Origin of the sequence: Phytobacter sp. V91 (assembly GCF_965644225.1) — a bacterium.
In the GTDB taxonomy this organism is placed as follows: Bacteria; Pseudomonadota; Gammaproteobacteria; order Enterobacterales; family Enterobacteriaceae; genus CBFFRJ01.
Window position 1 is genome coordinate 24,142 of record NZ_CBFFRJ010000038.1, and the last position, 16,645, is coordinate 40,786.

Annotated in this window: 15 protein-coding genes; 11 read left to right on the plus strand and 4 right to left on the minus strand. The window is 54.1% G+C overall.

From position 1 onward, the window contains the following. Positions 1-281: 281 nt before the first annotated feature. Complete coding sequence (locus ACSZO4_RS10005; RefSeq protein ID WP_437888776.1) at positions 282-2,330, plus strand: beta-galactosidase; 2,049 nt, start codon at positions 282-284, stop codon at positions 2,328-2,330. 70 nt (positions 2,331-2,400) lie between these two features. On the opposite strand, the gene yeiP is transcribed toward ACSZO4_RS10005, so the two are convergent. Then, positions 2,401-2,973 carry an elongation factor P-like protein YeiP gene (yeiP, locus tag ACSZO4_RS10010; protein ID WP_437888777.1) on the minus strand — a complete coding sequence of 191 codons (573 nt, stop codon included), beginning with the start codon at positions 2,971-2,973 and terminating at the stop codon, positions 2,401-2,403. 146 nt (positions 2,974-3,119) lie between these two features. Between yeiP and ACSZO4_RS10015 the strand changes: the two genes are divergently transcribed. The 4 genes from ACSZO4_RS10015 (at position 3,120) to fruA (ending at position 7,478) form a co-directional block, all read left to right on the plus strand. Then, on the plus strand, positions 3,120-3,374 hold the full coding sequence (locus tag ACSZO4_RS10015) for a YkgJ family cysteine cluster protein (RefSeq protein ID WP_437888778.1): 255 nt from the start codon (positions 3,120-3,122) through the stop codon (positions 3,372-3,374). A 331-nt stretch (positions 3,375-3,705) separates the two neighbouring features. After that, the gene (gene fruB / locus ACSZO4_RS10020) at positions 3,706-4,836 is read left to right on the plus strand and encodes a fused PTS fructose transporter subunit IIA/HPr protein (protein ID WP_437888779.1); all 1,131 of its coding nucleotides are present in this window, start codon (positions 3,706-3,708) and stop codon (positions 4,834-4,836) included. Continuing rightward, a complete protein-coding gene (gene fruK / locus ACSZO4_RS10025; protein WP_437888780.1) occupies positions 4,836-5,774 on the plus strand; it encodes a 1-phosphofructokinase in 939 nt (312 codons plus the stop codon). Before fruB ends, fruK begins: the two co-directional genes overlap by 1 nt. A gap of 15 nt (positions 5,775-5,789) precedes the next feature. Continuing rightward, complete coding sequence (fruA, locus tag ACSZO4_RS10030) at positions 5,790-7,478, plus strand: PTS fructose transporter subunit IIBC (protein WP_437888781.1); 1,689 nt, start codon at positions 5,790-5,792, stop codon at positions 7,476-7,478. Between the two features lie 115 nt (positions 7,479-7,593). Here the strand turns inward: fruA and ACSZO4_RS10035 are convergent, their stop codons facing one another. The 3 genes from ACSZO4_RS10035 to ACSZO4_RS10045 all read right to left on the minus strand — a co-directional run bounded on the left by ACSZO4_RS10035 (position 7,594) and on the right by ACSZO4_RS10045 (position 10,687). Next, positions 7,594-8,697, minus strand: a complete 1,104-nt coding sequence (locus tag ACSZO4_RS10035; protein ID WP_437888782.1) for a sugar kinase — start codon at positions 8,695-8,697, stop codon at positions 7,594-7,596. After that, positions 8,698-9,555 carry a deoxyribonuclease IV gene (nfo, locus tag ACSZO4_RS10040; RefSeq protein WP_437888783.1) on the minus strand — a complete coding sequence of 286 codons (858 nt, stop codon included), beginning with the start codon at positions 9,553-9,555 and terminating at the stop codon, positions 8,698-8,700. A gap of 76 nt (positions 9,556-9,631) precedes the next feature. Beyond that, on the minus strand, positions 9,632-10,687 hold the full coding sequence (locus tag ACSZO4_RS10045; RefSeq protein ID WP_437888784.1) for a YeiH family putative sulfate export transporter: 1,056 nt from the start codon (positions 10,685-10,687) through the stop codon (positions 9,632-9,634). Positions 10,688-10,806: 119 nt separating this feature from the next. On the opposite strand from ACSZO4_RS10045, the gene yieE reads away from it, so the two are divergent. The 6 genes from yieE (at position 10,807) to ACSZO4_RS10075 (ending at position 16,377) form a co-directional block, all read left to right on the plus strand. Beyond that, positions 10,807-11,673 carry a DNA-binding transcriptional regulator YeiE gene (yieE, locus tag ACSZO4_RS10050; RefSeq protein WP_437888785.1) on the plus strand — a complete coding sequence of 289 codons (867 nt, stop codon included), beginning with the start codon at positions 10,807-10,809 and terminating at the stop codon, positions 11,671-11,673. A 178-nt stretch (positions 11,674-11,851) separates the two neighbouring features. Beyond that, entirely contained in the window at positions 11,852-12,637 is a 786-nt protein-coding gene (locus ACSZO4_RS10055) for a transporter substrate-binding domain-containing protein (RefSeq protein ID WP_437888786.1), read from the plus strand. Between the two features lie 9 nt (positions 12,638-12,646). After that, complete coding sequence (locus ACSZO4_RS10060; RefSeq protein WP_437888787.1) at positions 12,647-13,312, plus strand: amino acid ABC transporter permease; 666 nt, start codon at positions 12,647-12,649, stop codon at positions 13,310-13,312. Then, positions 13,312-13,968 (plus strand): amino acid ABC transporter permease, encoded by a 657-nt coding sequence (locus tag ACSZO4_RS10065; protein WP_437888788.1) that lies wholly within the window; start codon positions 13,312-13,314, stop codon positions 13,966-13,968. Before ACSZO4_RS10060 ends, ACSZO4_RS10065 begins: the two co-directional genes overlap by 1 nt. Next, entirely contained in the window at positions 13,949-14,686 is a 738-nt protein-coding gene (locus ACSZO4_RS10070; RefSeq protein WP_437888789.1) for an amino acid ABC transporter ATP-binding protein, read from the plus strand. The genes ACSZO4_RS10065 and ACSZO4_RS10070 overlap by 20 nt, the downstream gene beginning before the upstream one ends. A 221-nt stretch (positions 14,687-14,907) precedes the next feature. Then, positions 14,908-16,377: an amino acid permease gene (locus tag ACSZO4_RS10075; protein ID WP_437888790.1), complete on the plus strand. Its 1,470-nt coding sequence runs from the start codon at positions 14,908-14,910 to the stop codon at positions 16,375-16,377. The last annotated feature ends 268 nt before the right edge of the window (positions 16,378-16,645 follow it).

Below are 16,645 nucleotides of genomic sequence, written 5' to 3' on the forward strand. Positions count from 1 at the left end.
ATTGTCTGATTTTGATCGATTTGCATGTCGGATTATAGCCTTCTGCACAGTATTTGTGTGTTGCCTGCCTGTCTCTGATTTCCCATCTTTCGGGGGTTAAGGTAGGTTTTCGGCTGAGCCCAGCTTTTTGTTAGCAGGTTATTTTCTGATAATGTGACAAAAATTTGTGAACGATCACATTTTCAATGGTTTTTTGTTGAGTATTTTGCATTAAAAACCTTAAAAAACTAAATTGTGAACGAATTACATTTCGTGTCTTTTTGTGACATAAGGGAATTAAAATGGATAAATATCTACCGCTAAATCCACGAGCCCCCTGGATCCTGCATGGTGCAGACTACAGCCCGGAACAGTGGATACAGGTTCCGGGGATACTGGAGCAGGATATCGCCATGATGCAGCAGGCAGGCTGTAACATTATGTCGGTGGGGATATTTAGCTGGTCAGCGCTGGAGCCGAGCGAGGGACACTTCAGCTTCGAATGGATGGATAAGGTGCTGGACAAGCTCTATGAGGGTGGAATTTCGGTTTTCCTGGCGACCCCAGGCGGAGCGAAACCTGCATGGCTGGCCGAACGATATCCGGAAACCTTGCGCGTTAGCGCAGAAAGGGTAAAAGCGCTGCATGGCGGGCGCCACAACCACTGTCTCTCTTCCCCGGTCTACAAAGAAAAAGTCACGCTGATTAATCAGAAGCTGGCGCAGCGTTACGCATATCATCCAGCCGTGCTGGGCTGGCATGTCAATAATGAATACGGCGGCGAATGCCACTGCGATCGCTGTCAGCAGCAGTTTCGCGACTGGTTGCAGGCCCGTTATAAAACGCTGGATGCGATGAATCAGGCCTGGTGGACCAGTTTCTGGAGCCATACTTACAGCGCATGGACGCAGATTGAATCCCCCGCACCACACGGGGAAATGTCAAATCATGGGCTCAATCTGGACTGGCGACGTTTTGTGACTTCGCAGGTTAAAGCATTTTACTTAACCGAAATCGCGCCGCTGAAAGCTGAGCGCCCTGAACTGCCCGCTACGACCAATTTCATGTGGTATTTCAATGATTATGATTACTGGCAGCTAAAAGATGTGGTCGATTTTGTCAGTTGGGACAGCTATCCCATGTGGCATAAGCAGGACGATGAACGCGCGGTCGCCTGTAAGACGGCGATGTATCATGACCTGATGCGTACACTCAAAGGCAAGCCCTTTGTGCTGATGGAATCGACGCCGAGCCAGACCAGCTGGCAGCCTACCAGTAAGCTCAAAAAATCAGGCATGCATATTCTCTCTTCACTCCAGGCTGTCGCCCACGGAGCTGATGCGGTGCAATATTTTCAGTGGCGTAAAAGCCGTGGCGCAGTTGAGAAATTCCACGGTGCGGTCGTCGATCATGTCGGGCACCTTGATACCCGTACCGGGCGTGAAGTCACCAGACTTGGAACAATGCTGGCCGCGCTTGGCGGGGTGGTGGGGACAAAAACGCAGGCGAAAGTGGCGATTATTTTTGACTGGGAGAATCGCTGGGCAGTGAACGATGCGGCTGGCCCACGCAACTGCGGCGTCCATTACGAGCAAACGGTAATCGATCATTATCGCCCATTCTGGGAGCAGGGCATTGCGGTTGATATTATCAATGCCGATTGCGACTTTTCCGCCTATGAGCTGGTCATTGCGCCAATGCTCTATATGGTGCGCGATGGTTTCGCCCAACGGGCCGAAGCTTTTGTGCGTGCCGGTGGTTATTTTGTTACCACCTACTGGTCAGGCATTGTGAATGAGACCGATCTTTGTCACCTCGGTGGTTTTCCCGGACCTTTACGCCCGCTGCTCGGCGTCTGGGCGGAGGAGATCGATTGCCTCAATGACCAGCAAAGTAATGACGTTGAGGCCCTGGCGGATAGTGGCCTTAAAGGACAGTGGCGCGCGCGCGAATTATGTGAAGTTATCCATCCGCAAGGGGCCAAAGTGCTGGCGCGCTATACCCGGGATTTTTATGCCGGCTCTCCGGCGCTGACCGAGAACAGCGTCGGAAAAGGTAAAGCATTTTATGTAGCATCACGTAATGATGATGCCTTCCATCAGGCATTTACCCGTATGCTGACTGAAGAATTAAAACTCTCACGCGCGCTGGAGGCGCAGCTTCCGACCGGCGTGGTTGCCACCCGTCGTACCGACGGTGAATCAGAGTGGGTGTTTGTGCAGAACTATACCGACCAGCAGCAACGGATTACTCTGCCAGCAGGCTGGTTTGATGCGATTTCCGGCAAGGCAGCGGGAGAAAGCCTTGTGATGGCCGCATGGGGATGTGAGGTATTGGTCAGAGCATTATGATTGCAGAAAACAGGCGGGGCAAAGTAAGGATCGGCTAACCGATCCTTACTGTCAGGATGGCGAGTGCTGTTTAGTCAGCACGACCCATATAGCGTTTTTCTTCGATATGAATGCGAATTTTTTCACCGGCAGAAAGATATTCCGGCACCTGTACGACCAGACCGGTGGTCAGGGTCGCCGGTTTGTTGCGCGCGCTGGCTGATGCGCCTTTGATGCCCGGTGCGGTATCAACAATTTCCAGATCGACCGTCTGCGGTAGCTCCAGGGCCAGCAACTGCCCGTCCCAGGTCAGAACCTGCATGTCCGGCATGCCGCCTTCCGGAATAAACAGCAGCTCTTCTTCAATCTGATCTTTGGTGAAGGTATACGGCGTGTAATCTTCTTTATCCATAAACACGTATTCGTTACCGTCGATGTAGGAGAAGTCCACATAACGACGGGTCAGGGTCACGGTATCAACGATATCATCGCCTTTAAAACGCTCTTCCACTTTCAGCCCGCTACGGACGTCGGCAAAACGCATTTTGTACAGCGTCGCTGCGCCGCGGGCGCTCGGTGACTGAATATCAATATCTTTTACAATCAGCAGTTTGCCGTTGTAATTCAGCACCATACCTTTTTTGATTTCGTTCGCTCTTGGCATCGACTAAATCCTGTGAATTTAAAATAGAGAAAATATCGCGACAAATTACTCGTGAGGGCTCTCTCAGGCAAGCGGAATCGCTGCGTTTTGCGTTTGTCAGGTAAAAGATGATAGCTTGTGCGCCAGTCTGCCTGAGAGTTGTTGTTATGGAATGTCGCCCGGATTGCGGGGCTTGCTGTATCGCCCCTTCAATATCAAGTCCTATTCCCGGGATGCCGCACGGCAAGCCTGCTAATACCCGCTGTGTTCAGCTGGCGGATGATTTTAAATGTAAGATTTTCACCTCTCCACTGCGCCCGAAGGTGTGTGCAGGTTTACAGCCCAGCCCTGAGATGTGCTTCAGCCACCGCGATGAAGCCATGACCTTCCTTATTACTCTTGAGGCGGCAACCGCGCCCTGAGAGACATTTTCGCGTATCTTTCCTTTTTCGCTCACTGCCGTTTTACTGCACTATTCCAAAACATAATTTCAGTTTCAGCATAAAGCTGACGGTTGCTGAAGGGCATGGCCAGAAATGGTCAGCTTTGTTCAGCAAAAAATTTCCGTCAGGGGATAAAATGTGCTGTAGATCTTAGTTTTGTCATCAATTATGAGACTTTTCTTGATTGCTGAAGCAATTAGGTCAAGACTTCACGAAACGTTTCAGCGTCATCTTGCTTTCATTGCATCTCAGGATGGCGCATTATTTCCCAGGTTAGCTGAAACGATTCAGTTCAGCAGGAGACACCCACATGTATGAGTTATCCGTTCAGGACATCCATCCGGGCCAGCAGGCCGGGACCAAAGAAGAGGCGATTCGCCAGATCGCGGCCGCGCTGACAGAAGCAGGCAACGTTGCCGGCGGCTATGTTGATGGCATGCTCGCGCGTGAGCAGCAAACATCCACTTTCCTTGGCAATGGCATTGCCATTCCTCACGGCACCACCGACACCCGTGATCAAGTGCTGAAAACCGGCGTGAAGGTGTTCCAGTTCCCGCAGGGGATCCTGTGGGGCGAAGGTCAGGTCGCTTATGTGGCGATCGGTATTGCCGCCAGCTCTGATGAACATCTGGGTCTGTTGCGTCAGCTGACTCATGTCCTGAGTGATGATTCCGTTGCCGCCCAGTTGCAGTCAGCCACCACAGCTGAAGAGCTGCGCGCACTGCTGATGGGCGAAAAACAAAGCGCTTCCCTGAAGCTGGATAATGACACCCTCAGCCTTGACGTTGTGGCAACCGACCTGGTGACCTTGCAGGCGCTCAATGCTGCACGTCTGAAAGAAGCCGGTGCGGTTGATGCGGTGTATGTTGCTCGCGCAATTAACGAACAACCGCTGAACCTGGGTCAGGGCGTGTGGCTGAATGACAGCGCGCAGGGCAACCTGCTGAGCGCTATTGCCGTCAGCCGCGCGGCAACGCCGTTCGACGCTAACGGTGAATCCGTGGCTCTGCTGGTAAGCGTTGCGATGACTGACTCGCAGCCGATCGCGGTACTTAAACGCCTGAGCGATCTGCTGTTGGCGAAAAAAGCTGACCGTCTGCACAACGCCGATGCCGCGACTTTGCTGGCGCTGCTGACCAGCGATGACGCCATTGCCGAAGACCTGCTGACGGCTGAATTTGTGGTGCGTAATGAACACGGCCTGCATGCCCGTCCGGGTACCATGCTGGTCAACACCATTAAGCAGTTCAACAGCGAAGTGACGGTGACCAACCTCGATGGCTCCGGTAAACCGGCAAACGGCCGCAGCCTGATGAAAGTGGTCGCGCTGGGCGTGAAAAAAGGCCATCGCCTGCGCTTCACCGCACAGGGTGAAGATGCTGAACTTGCGCTGAAAGCGATTGGTGATGCCATCGCCGCCGGTCTTGGGGAGGGCGCATAATGAGCAGACGCGTCGCTACAATTACCCTGAACCCGGCCTATGATCTGGTGGGTTACACCCCGGAAATCGAACGCGGTGAAGTGAACCTGGTTCGTACCACCGGCCTGCATGCCGCAGGTAAAGGCATCAACGTTGCCAAAGTGCTGAAAGATCTGGGTATTGATGTCACCGTTGGCGGTTTCCTCGGCAAAGACAACCAGGATGGTTTTCAGCAGCTGTTCAGCGAGCTGGGCATTGCTAACCGCTTCCAGGTTGTGCAGGGCCGTACCCGTATTAACGTCAAGCTGACTGAAAAAGACAGCGAAGTAACCGATTTTAACTTCTCAGGTTTTGAAGTGACTCCGGCTGACTGGGAGCGCTTTGTTGCCGACTCCCTGAGCTGGCTGGGTCAGTTCGACATGGTGTGCGTCAGCGGCAGTCTGCCGTCAGGTGTCAGCCCGGAAGCCTTCACCGACTGGATGACCCGTCTGCGTAGCCAGTGTCCATGCATTATTTTTGACAGCAGCCGTGACGCGCTGGTCGCAGGCCTCAAAGCCGCGCCGTGGCTGGTGAAACCGAACCGCCGTGAACTCGAAATCTGGGCGGGTCGTAAGTTACCGGATTTGCAGGATGTTATCGAAGCGGCGCATGCCCTTCGTGAACAAGGCATTGCCCATGTGGTTATTTCACTGGGCGCGGAAGGGGCGTTGTGGGTTAACGCTTCTGGCGAATGGATCGCCAAACCGCCGTCAATGGAAGTGGTAAGCACCGTTGGCGCAGGGGATTCGATGGTTGGCGGTCTGATCTATGGTCTGTTGATGCGAGAGTCCAGTGAACATACATTGCGCCTGGCAACTGCTGTTGCAGCACTGGCGGTCAGTCAGAGCAATGTTGGCATTACCGATCGTACCCAGTTAGCCGCGATGATGGCGCGTGTTGACTTAAAACCCTTTAACTAACAGCAGGAGAGCATAATGAAAACGCTGCTGATAATTGATTCTGAACTCGGTCAGGCCCGTGCGTACATGGCCAAAAGCCTGTTAAGCTCGGCTGCACAAAAAGCGAATTTGCAGTTTGTCGACAACCCGGATGAAGCGGAACTGGCGATTGTGCTTGGTTCACGTGTGCCTGCTGACAGCGCGCTGGGCGGTAAAAAAGTCTGGTTGGGCGATATCAACCGTGCGGTTGCACACCCGGAGCTGTTTTTGAGCGAAGCAAAGAACCACGCTTCTCTCTACACCGCACCGGCGGCAGCGCCTGCGGTGGCGAACAATGGCCCGAAACGCATTGTTGCGGTGACCGCCTGTCCGACGGGCGTGGCTCACACCTTTATGGCGGCAGAAGCCATTGAAACCGAAGCGAAAAAACGCGGCTGGTGGGTCAAAGTAGAAACCCGAGGTTCCGTGGGCGCTGGCAATGCCATCACCCCGGAAGAAGTGGCTCAGGCCGATCTGGTGATTGTGGCGGCGGATATCGAAGTCGACCTGGCGAAATTCGCCGGTAAACCTATGTACCGTACCACGACCGGTCTGGCGCTGAAGAAAACGGCTCAGGAGCTGGATAAGGCTCAGGCTGAAGCGAAAACCTTCCAGCCGGGCAGCAGTACTCCGGCTGCGGGTAGCGAAGGCAAAAAAGAGAGTGCAGGCGCGTATCGTCACCTGCTGACGGGTGTCTCCTACATGCTGCCGATGGTGGTTGCAGGTGGTCTGTTGATCGCGCTGTCCTTCGCCTTTGGTATCGAAGCGTTCAAAGTGGACGGCACGCTGCCGGCTGCGTTGATGAAAATCGGCGGCGGTTCCGCCTTTGCGCTGATGGTGCCAGTGCTGGCGGGCTTTATTGCTTTCTCCATCGCTGACCGTCCTGGTCTGACGCCGGGCCTTATCGGCGGTATGCTGGCTGTCAGCACCGGTTCCGGCTTTATCGGCGGTATTATCGCCGGTTTCCTGGCAGGCTACCTGGCAAAAGGCATCAGCAAAGGTCTTAAGCTGCCGCCAAGCATGGAAGCGCTGAAACCGATTCTGATCATTCCGCTGGTTTCCAGTCTGATCGTCGGCCTTGCCATGATCTACCTGATTGGTACCCCGGTTGCGAAAATCCTTGCGGGCCTGACTGCCTGGCTGCAAACCATGGGCACTGCGAACGCTGTCCTGTTGGGCGCAATCCTCGGCGGCATGATGTGTACCGATATGGGTGGCCCGGTGAACAAAGCGGCATACGCTTTCGGTGTTGGCCTGCTCAGTACCCAGACTTACGCACCTATGGCGGCCATTATGGCAGCAGGTATGGTGCCACCGCTGGCGATGGGTCTGGCGACCATTGTTGCTCGTAAGAAATTCGACAAAGGTCAGCAGGAAGGGGGGAAAGCGGCGCTGGTTCTGGGTCTGTGCTTTATCTCTGAAGGGGCTATCCCGTTCGCTGCTCGTGACCCGATGCGTGTGCTGCCGTGCTGTATCGCTGGCGGCGCCGTAACCGGTGCAATCTCCATGGCGATTGGCGCTAAACTGATGGCGCCGCACGGTGGCCTGTTCGTGCTGCTGATCCCGGGCGCAATCACCCCGGTTCTTGGTTACCTCTTTGCTATTATTGCAGGTACCCTGCTGGCTGGTCTGGTTTACGCGTTCCTGAAACGTCCGGAAACCGAAGCCGTCGCTAAAGTGGCATAACTCACACTCTGAATGCCAAAGGGCCGGGAAACCGGCCCTTTTTGTTTGTTGCAACACAACCCGGCGTATTTTTTTAGTATCAGCATCATTGCCAGCGGCTTTTCTGGCCGCATGTTTACACCCCTAGCGCTGGTTCCACACCCATTAAATTGAAGGCACTCTCTGCGGACAGCTCCGGATTATTAACGCTGGCGCTGGCGCGAGAAATCGCCGCACAGGCCATGGCAAAATGGGCGCACTCCATAAAATCGCCACCCTGCATAAAGCGATAGATCAGCCCGGCCATCAAGGCATCGTCCGCGCCGACGCGATCGCGCGTCAGATGATCCGCCGAGGTCAGCAAATGCTGCTCGCCATCCTGCCTGCTGCAAAATACAGAGTCGTCATCCAGACAGACAAAAATACGCTGTACACCCTGTTCATGGAGCGACTTCACCGCCGCGAATTTATCGGCTTCCCGGCGAATCATCTGCCCTGACAGGATTTGCAGGGTATCGAGTGAGAGCTTCAGCGTATGAATGCGCGCTAGCCAGGGGCGAATTTTGTCCGCTTTACACCCGGAGACCGTATCCACAAACAGCGGAATATGGCCCGCGATGGTGACTATCCACTCCAGCGCATCTTCCGCCAGATTACAGTCGACCATCATGACACCTGCATGCGACAGCAAATCGCGTGAGCGGGTCAGCCGCTGGGGCGTGAGCTGCTGGAAAATAGGGTTGTCGTTAATCGCCAGAACAGGTTCGTCCTGCGAATTTGTGACTGACAGCGACGTGGCGGTATTTTGCCCACGCAGGATCAGGCAGTTCTGGACGTTCACCCCGACAAGGCGAGTCTGCTCCAGCAGCGTTTCACCATAGAGGTCATCGCCGACGGCTGAAATCAGATGTACATCGCGCCCGAGTAGCGCCAGGTTGTGGGCCACATTTCGGCCCACGCCCCCCGCCGAGCAATGGATTCGCCCGGAGGCGGCAACAGATTGCGGGTCATGGATATCCGCGATGCCGCGGATATCCATAGCGATGGCGCCGAAGACCACGCAATAATCCTGTTCAGTCAGGATGTAGCCTTTGCCTTTAATCAACCCTTTGCGCATCAAATCCATAATGTGGCTGGCAACGCGGGAACGGCTAATGTGTAACATCTCGCCAATTTCGTTTTGCTGAATCAGCGGGTTACAGCGCAGAATATCGAGTATCTGCTTTTCCCTGTCATTCATTCAGGCGGCAGCCTCCTGCTGTTGCTGCGCTTTCAGCCAGGCAATTTCTTCTGCCCAGATATCCGGGTTAATGGTTTCCAGGATCAGCGGGATACCATCGAAACGTGCGTCCTGCATTATCCAGCGAAATGCGTCATGCCCGATATTACCTTCACCGAGGCTGTGGTGGCGGTCAACGCGGCTGGCAAACTGGCTTTTGGCATCGTTAAGGTGCATGCCACGCAGATAGTTAAAGCCAACGATACGGTCAAACTCCGCAAAGACGTCAGCGGTGGCTTGTGCACTGCGCAAATCGTATCCGGCAGCGAAGGCATGGCAGGTATCAATGCACACACCTACGCGGGATTTATCTTCCACGCCATCAATAATCGCCGCCAGATGTTCGAAGCGAAAACCGAGGTTGCTGCCCTGTCCGGCAGTGTTCTCAATCACTGCCGTCACGCCTTTGGTTTGCGCCAGTACAATGTTGAGGGATTCGGCAATCCGCGCCAGGCAATCCTCTTCGCTGATTTGCAGCAGATGGCTGCCGGGGTGGAAGTTCAGCAACGTCAGCCCCAGTTGTTCGCAGCGCTGCATTTCATCCAGAAATGCATCACGGGATTTTTCCAGCGCCTCTGCAACCGGGTGGCCCAGGTTAATCAGATAGCTGTCATGAGGCAGGATCTGGCCCGGCTGGTAATGGTGTTTTTCACAGGCGGCTTTGAAATCATCAATCACCTCAGTGGTGAGCGGGGCAGCCCGCCACTGACGCTGATTTTTTGTGAACAGAGCAAAGGCGCTGGCGCCGATTTCTGCGGCGCGAATTGCGGCATTCGCGAGGCCGCCAGCAGCGCTGACGTGCGCTCCAACGTATTTCATAAAAGACTCCTGTTAGCCCGTCAGAGGGGAAGCAATGCTTTATCATAGCGGGTAAACAGGAAAGTGATGTACGGGTTTATGCTATCAGGTGGTGCGCCAGCAGGTTTATTGCACCGCCGCCCAGAATTAACCAGATAAAGAGTACCAGCGCCATCAGCAGAGGTTTAGATCCTGCCTGTTTTAGCGCGCTGATGTGGGTGGTTAGCCCCAGCGCCGCCATGGCTATGGCGAGTAAAACCGTATCGAGGGTCACCAGCGCGTTAACCAGCGTCTGCGGCAACAGATGAAACGAGTTAAAAAAGGCCACCATAATAAAGATCAGCGCGAACCAGGGGATCGTGATTTTGCTCTTATTCGCCGTACCTGCAGGGGCCAGTGATTTAACCCTCATCGCCAGAATAATCAGGAAGGGCGCCAGCATCATGACGCGCAGCATTTTGGCGATCACCGCGGCATTTTCCGCTTCCGGGCTGACGGCATGACCGGCGGCGACGACCTGGGCGACTTCATGTATGGTCGACCCCATATAGATGCCCCAGGTTTCCGGGCTGAACAGATGACCCATTAATGGATACATAGCCGGGTATAAAAAGATGGCCAGGGTACCGAAAATCACCACGGTGGCGACGGCAACGGCCACTTTGGATGACTCAGCTTTCACCACCGGCTCGGTAGCCAGTATGGCTGCCGCACCGCAAATGCTGCTCCCGGCGCCAATCAGCCAGCTGGTTTCCCGATCCAGTCCAAACACTTTTTGCCCCAGCCAGCCTGCCAGCAGAAAGGTGCTGGTCAGCGTCAGCATATCGATAATGATACCGCTGACGCCGACGTCAGCAATTTGCGAAAACGTCAGACGAAAGCCATAAAGAATAATGCCCAAACGCAGCAGGTGGTGTTTTGCAAAACGGACACCCTCATCGCAGGAACCGCTGATACGTGGATAAAGGGCGTTACCCACCAGGATGCCAAACAAAATCGCCAACGTTAAGGCGCTCAGGCCAACATTTGCCAGTACTGGAATGTTGCCTGCCCACAATGCCGCCCCGGCGGTAAGCGTAGCCAGTGCCAGGCCTGGCAGCAGAAGTCCGGCCTGAATACGCCGTAAATTCAGATGTTGTGTGATATCGCTCATAACCTTCTCCTCTCTCTGGATAAAAAGGTTACGGCGGGATAGCTTAAAGGTAAAATTGATTATATATTTATAATCAATCTTTATAAGTGGTAAGGGAACTTACCTCAGGAAGGCAGGTTATGCATATCACACTCCGGCAGCTTGAAGTTTTTGCCGAGGTTCTGAAAAGCGGCTCAACGACCCAGGCATCGCAGATGCTGGCCCTGTCGCAGTCGGCGGTCAGTGCGGCGCTGACCGATCTTGAAGGCCAGCTTGGCGTGCAGCTTTTCGATCGCGTTGGTAAACGGCTGGTGGTGAACGAGCATGGCCGCTTGCTCTATCCACGTGCGCTGGCGTTACTGGAACAGGCGATTGAAATCGAGCAGTTGTTCCGTGAGGACAATGGCGCTATCCGGGTATATGCCAGCAGCACCATCGGTAATTATATTTTGCCTGAAGTGATTGCCCGCTATCGCCGGGATTTACCGGATCTCCCCCTCGATATGAGCGTGGGTAACAGCCAGGATGTTATCAATGCAGTGGCGGATTTTCGTGTCGATATCGGGCTGATTGAAGGCCCGTGCCATACCGCTGAAATTATTGCTGAACCCTGGCTGGAGGATGAGCTGGTGGTCTTTGCCGCACCGGGTTCGCCGCTGTTACAGGGCGAAGTCACCCTGACCCGACTGGCGGCGGCTCCCTGGATCCTGCGCGAGCGTGGGTCAGGTACCCGTGAAATAGTCGACTATCTGCTGCTCTCGCATTTACCCGAGTTTCATCTTGGCATGGAGCTGGGTAACTCTGAGGCCATTAAACACGCGGTGCGCCATGGGCTGGGCATCAGTTGCTTATCACGGCGGGTGATTGCCGAGCAGCTTGATGTCGGGTCGCTGATTGAGGTCCCCATTCCATTGCCCCGTCTGGTGCGTACCCTCTGGCGTATTCATCACCGGCAAAAGCACCTTTCCAGTGCGTTAAATCGTTTTTTGCGTTACTGCGACATGTAAGTGCACCAAAACGACGCGCTTGCACCAGAATGGCGTGCAGGCGCGAGCCCACCTCGAAGGATTTTCCTCTCTTAACCCACGTATGACAGGCACTACGCAGAATCCCTCGCGTTGGCACATTAGTTGCAGAATATGATTCAAAGAATCTTTTGTTTCATGATGCGATAAGGTGATGACGATGAAAAAGTGGATGATGGCAGCAGCGGGCGCAGCATTAATGTTCTCTTGCGCAGGTCAGGTGATGGCCGATCAATTGCAGGATATTCAGAAACGCGGGGTATTGCGTGTGGCAGTACCGCAGGATTTCCCGCCGTTTGGTTCAGTCGCCACCGACCTGAAACCGCAGGGGTATGACATTGATATGGCCGAGTACCTGGCAAAAGGCCTGAAAGTGAAAGTTGAACTGGTGCCGGTGACCAGCGCCAACCGTGTGCCTTACTTGCAAACGAATAAAGTGGATCTGGTTATTTCCAGCCTCGGTAAAAATGCCGAGCGCGAAAAAGTGATCGATTTTAGCCGCGCCTATGCGCCGTTCTTCCTTGGCGTGTTTGGTCCGAAAGATACCGCGCTGGGTGATGCTGCGGCCCTGAGCGGAAAATCTGTCGGTGTAACCCGTGGCGCCGTTGAAGATATGGTGCTGACGGATCTTGCGCCGAAAGACGCTGAAGTGAAACGTTATGAAGATAACAACACCACTATTTCCGCTTACCTCTCCGGTCAGGTGCAGTATTTAGCCACCGGTAACGTGGTGGTTGCCGCTATCGCCCGCCAGAACCCAAAACAAGCGCCGGTCAACAAATTTATGCTCAAAGATTCACCGTGCTATATCGGTCTGAAGAAAAACGAACCGGCGTTGAAAGCCGAAGTCGACAAGCTGGTTGAGCAGGCGCTTAAAGACGGCACTCTTAACGCGTTCTCGGAAAAATGGATGCAGGCGCCGCTGCCGGCAAACCTGGGCGCATAAGGGTCAGGCATGACAACAACGCTTGATTTTGCCGCGCTCTGGCCGTTCTGGCCGCAGTTGCTGGCCGGACTCTGGACCACGCTGATGTTAACCACGGTGGCGACTATCGGCGGGGTATCGCTGGGAATACTGGGTGCTGCGTTACGTAGCAGCAAACCCACCATTTTCAGCCGCCTTTGGGGTGGGTATGTGGAGCTTATCCGCAATACGCCATTCGTGGTGCAGCTCTTTTTCATCGTCTTTGGTCTGCCGGGGCTGGGCCTGAAGCTGACAGCGGGCCAGGCAGCGCTGATTGCCATGCTGATTAACCTGGGTGCCTACAGTACGGAAATCATCCGTGCGGGCATTCAGGTTGCGCCAAAAGGGCAGTGGGAAGCCGCAAGGGTGCTGGGGCTGACAAAGCTCCAGACCTTTATGCGGGTGATCTTACCGCCCGCTTTGCAGCGGATTTATCCGGCGCTGGTCAGTCAGTGCATCATCGTGATGCTGGGATCGTCAGTGGTGTCGCAGGTTTCCTATGAAGAGCTGACGTTTATGGCGAACCTTATTCAGTCGCGCACTTTTTTGAGTTTTGAAGTCTATCTGGTCACCACATTGATGTATCTGGCGCTCTCTTTACTGATGCGTCAGGTGTTGCTGGCCGTGGGGCGGAAATGGTTGGGGAGCGAGGGCTGATGAGCACATTTACTGACTGGGATATTTTGCGCAACCTGCTGCTGGCAGCTCGCTGGACGCTATTGTTGTCCCTGATTGCTTTCTTCTGCGGCACGCTGGTGACCTTACCTCTGCTGGTGTTGCGGATCAGCCGCTGGAAATGGCCGAAACGTCTGATTAGCGCCTATGCGGCTGTCTTTCAGGGTACGCCGCTGCTGATGCAGCTGTTTCTGGCCTTCTTCGGCATTGCCTTGTTTGGAATTGATGTCAGCCCATGGACAGCGGCGACTCTGGCTCTGACGCTGTTTACCAGCGCATTTTTGCTCGATATCTGGTACGGCAGCATTAAGGCATTGCCGAAAGGGCAATGGGAAGCCTGTCGTTGTCTGGGCTTAAGTTTCGGCCAGACGCTGTTCCGTGTTGTCGCCCCTCAGGCCATCCGGATCGCTATCGCTCCGACGGTCGGGTTTTCCGTGCAGGTGGTGAAGGGCACGGCGCTGGCGTCGATCATTGGTTTTGTCGAGTTGACGAAAGCGGGCACCATGCTCAACAACGTGACCTTTGCTCCGTTTAAAGTCTTTGGCCTGGTTGCGCTGGGCTATTTCCTGATGTGTTACCCGCTGTCGCGCTACAGCCGTTATCTGGAGAAGAAATTCCATGCCGCTCATCACCATTAATGACGTGCAAAAATATTATGGCGACAACCATGTTCTGAAGGGCGTGAGCCTGGATATCGAAATGGGTGAAGTCGTCTCCATTATTGGACGCAGCGGATCCGGTAAAAGTACGTTGCTGCGTTGTATGAACGGGCTGGAAGGTTATCAGGATGGCAGCATTAAGCTCGGCGGTATGACGGTGACCGATCGGGATTCACAGGCGCGTGAAATCAGTCGCTCGGTGGGGATGGTCTTTCAGAGCTTTAATTTGTTCCCGCATATGACGGCGCTGGAAAATGTGATGCTGGCTCCGCGCCGGGTGCTGAAATTACCCGCTGACGAGTGCCGCAAGCTGGCCATTGAGATGCTGGAGAAAGTGGGGCTGGGGGAGCGAATTGACTACTACCCGTCAAATCTCTCCGGCGGTCAGCAACAGCGCGTTGCTATTGCCCGCGCGCTGGCGATGAAGCCGAAAGTGTTGTTATGCGATGAGATAACCTCTGCCCTGGATCCTGAGCTGGTAGGAGAGGTGCTGCGCGTGCTGGAGCAACTCGCCGCCGAAGGGATGACCTTAATCCTGGTGACTCACGAAATGAGCTTTGCCCGTGAAGTGGGTGACCGCGTGGTGTTTATGCATCAGGGAAAAGTATGGGAGCAGGGGGAGAGTAAATCCTTCTTTAACCAGCCGCGTACCCCGGAGTTGCAGCAGTTTATTGCCTCAGTGAGGGGACTGAACTAGTTATTTACCCGCTCCTCCCTCTATCTGAGGGAGGGCCAGGGAGAGGATCAATCCCCCGATGGCGCACTTTTCCCTCTCGCTCGCCAGACAGTTATTCCAGTGCATTTCTTATAATCCATCCGCTATCATGAAGGTGTCTAATATGAGGTCGTTTGTTCCAGATTGAAGCCTTTTCGTTTGCTACAATCTCGCCTCATTTTTTGGATGGATAGCATTTTCTTATGGTTTCGGAAACTAAAACCACACAAGCGCCCACGCTTCGCCGTGAACTCAAGGCGCGTCACCTGACGATGATCGCCATTGGCGGCTCCATCGGTACAGGACTGTTTGTTGCATCAGGGGCAACCATTTCCGCAGCGGGTCCTGGCGGCGCGTTGCTCTCCTATATTCTTATTGGTCTGATGGTCTATTTCCTGATGACAAGCCTCGGCGAACTGGCGGCTTATATGCCGGTTTCCGGCTCCTTTGCCACCTACGGTCAGCAATATGTTGAAGAAGGTTTTGGCTTCGCGCTGGGCTGGAACTACTGGTACAACTGGGCGGTAACTATCGCCGTCGATCTGGTGGCCGCGCAACTGGTGATGACCTGGTGGTTCCCGGACACGCCAGGCTGGATCTGGAGCGCATTGTTCCTGTGCGTTATTTTCCTGCTGAACTACATCTCCGTTAAGGGCTTTGGCGAAGCGGAATACTGGTTCTCGCTGATCAAAGTCGCCACCGTCATTATCTTTATCGCTGTTGGCATTATGATGATCGTCGGTATCTTCAAAGGTGCGCAGCCTGCAGGCTGGAGCAACTGGAGCATTGGCGATGCGCCTTTCTCAGGTGGTCTGTCCGCAATGATTGGCGTGGCGATGATTGTCGGTTTCTCCTTCCAGGGCACAGAGTTGATTGGCATTGCGGCCGGTGAGTCTGAAGATCCTGAGAAGAACATTCCGCGCGCGGTGCGTCAGGTGTTCTGGCGTATTTTGCTGTTCTATGTGTTCGCCATTCTGATTATCAGCCTGATCATCCCGTACACCGATCCGAGCCTGTTGCGTAATGACGTTAAAGATATCAGCGTCAGCCCGTTCACGCTGGTGTTCCAGCATGCGGGTCTGCTGTCTGCGGCGGCGGTGATGAACGCCGTTATTCTGACCGCCGTACTCTCTGCCGGTAACTCAGGGATGTACGCCTCCACCCGTATGCTTTACACCCTGGCATGCGATGGCAAAGCCCCGCGCATCTTTAGCAAGCTGTCGAAAGGCGGTGTGCCGCGTAACGCCTTGTATGCAACGACCGTGATTGCCGGTCTGTGCTTCCTGACCTCGATGTTTGGTAACCAGACCGTATACCTGTGGCTGCTGAATACTTCCGGTATGACCGGCTTTATCGCCTGGCTGGGTATCGCTATTAGTCATTATCGTTTCCGTCGCGGCTATGTGTTGCAGGGGCACGATCTGAATAATCTACCGTACCGTTCAGGCTTCTTCCCGCTGGGGCCGATTTTCGCCTTCGTCCTGTGCCTGATTATCACCCTTGGGCAGAACTATGAGGCCTTCCTGGCCGATACCATTGACTGGGGCGCGGTTGCGGCAACCTATATTGGGATCCCGCTGTTCCTGATTATCTGGTTAGGCTACAAGTTCTCTAAAGGCACCCACTTTGTAAGCTACAAAGATATGGTGTTCCCGGAAAGATTTAAAAAATAAGTTTCTGCCCGGATAATATTACAGGCCCCCGTACCTTCTGGTGCGGGGGCTTTTTTATATTTTCACGTCACGCCATTCCTTTTTTATGCTTATTCTCTGGTTGAATTTTAGGTGTGAAATTAATAGTTGTCAGTGATATGTAATAAATGTCCGGTGAAATTCTGAAAATTAAGTGCGCAGGCTTGTTCTTACTAGGGAAGGTGCGATTTAATCGTCAGTTATGAGAACATAAGGCTTTCTTTGCCATAGATTTTTCACGATGCCCGCA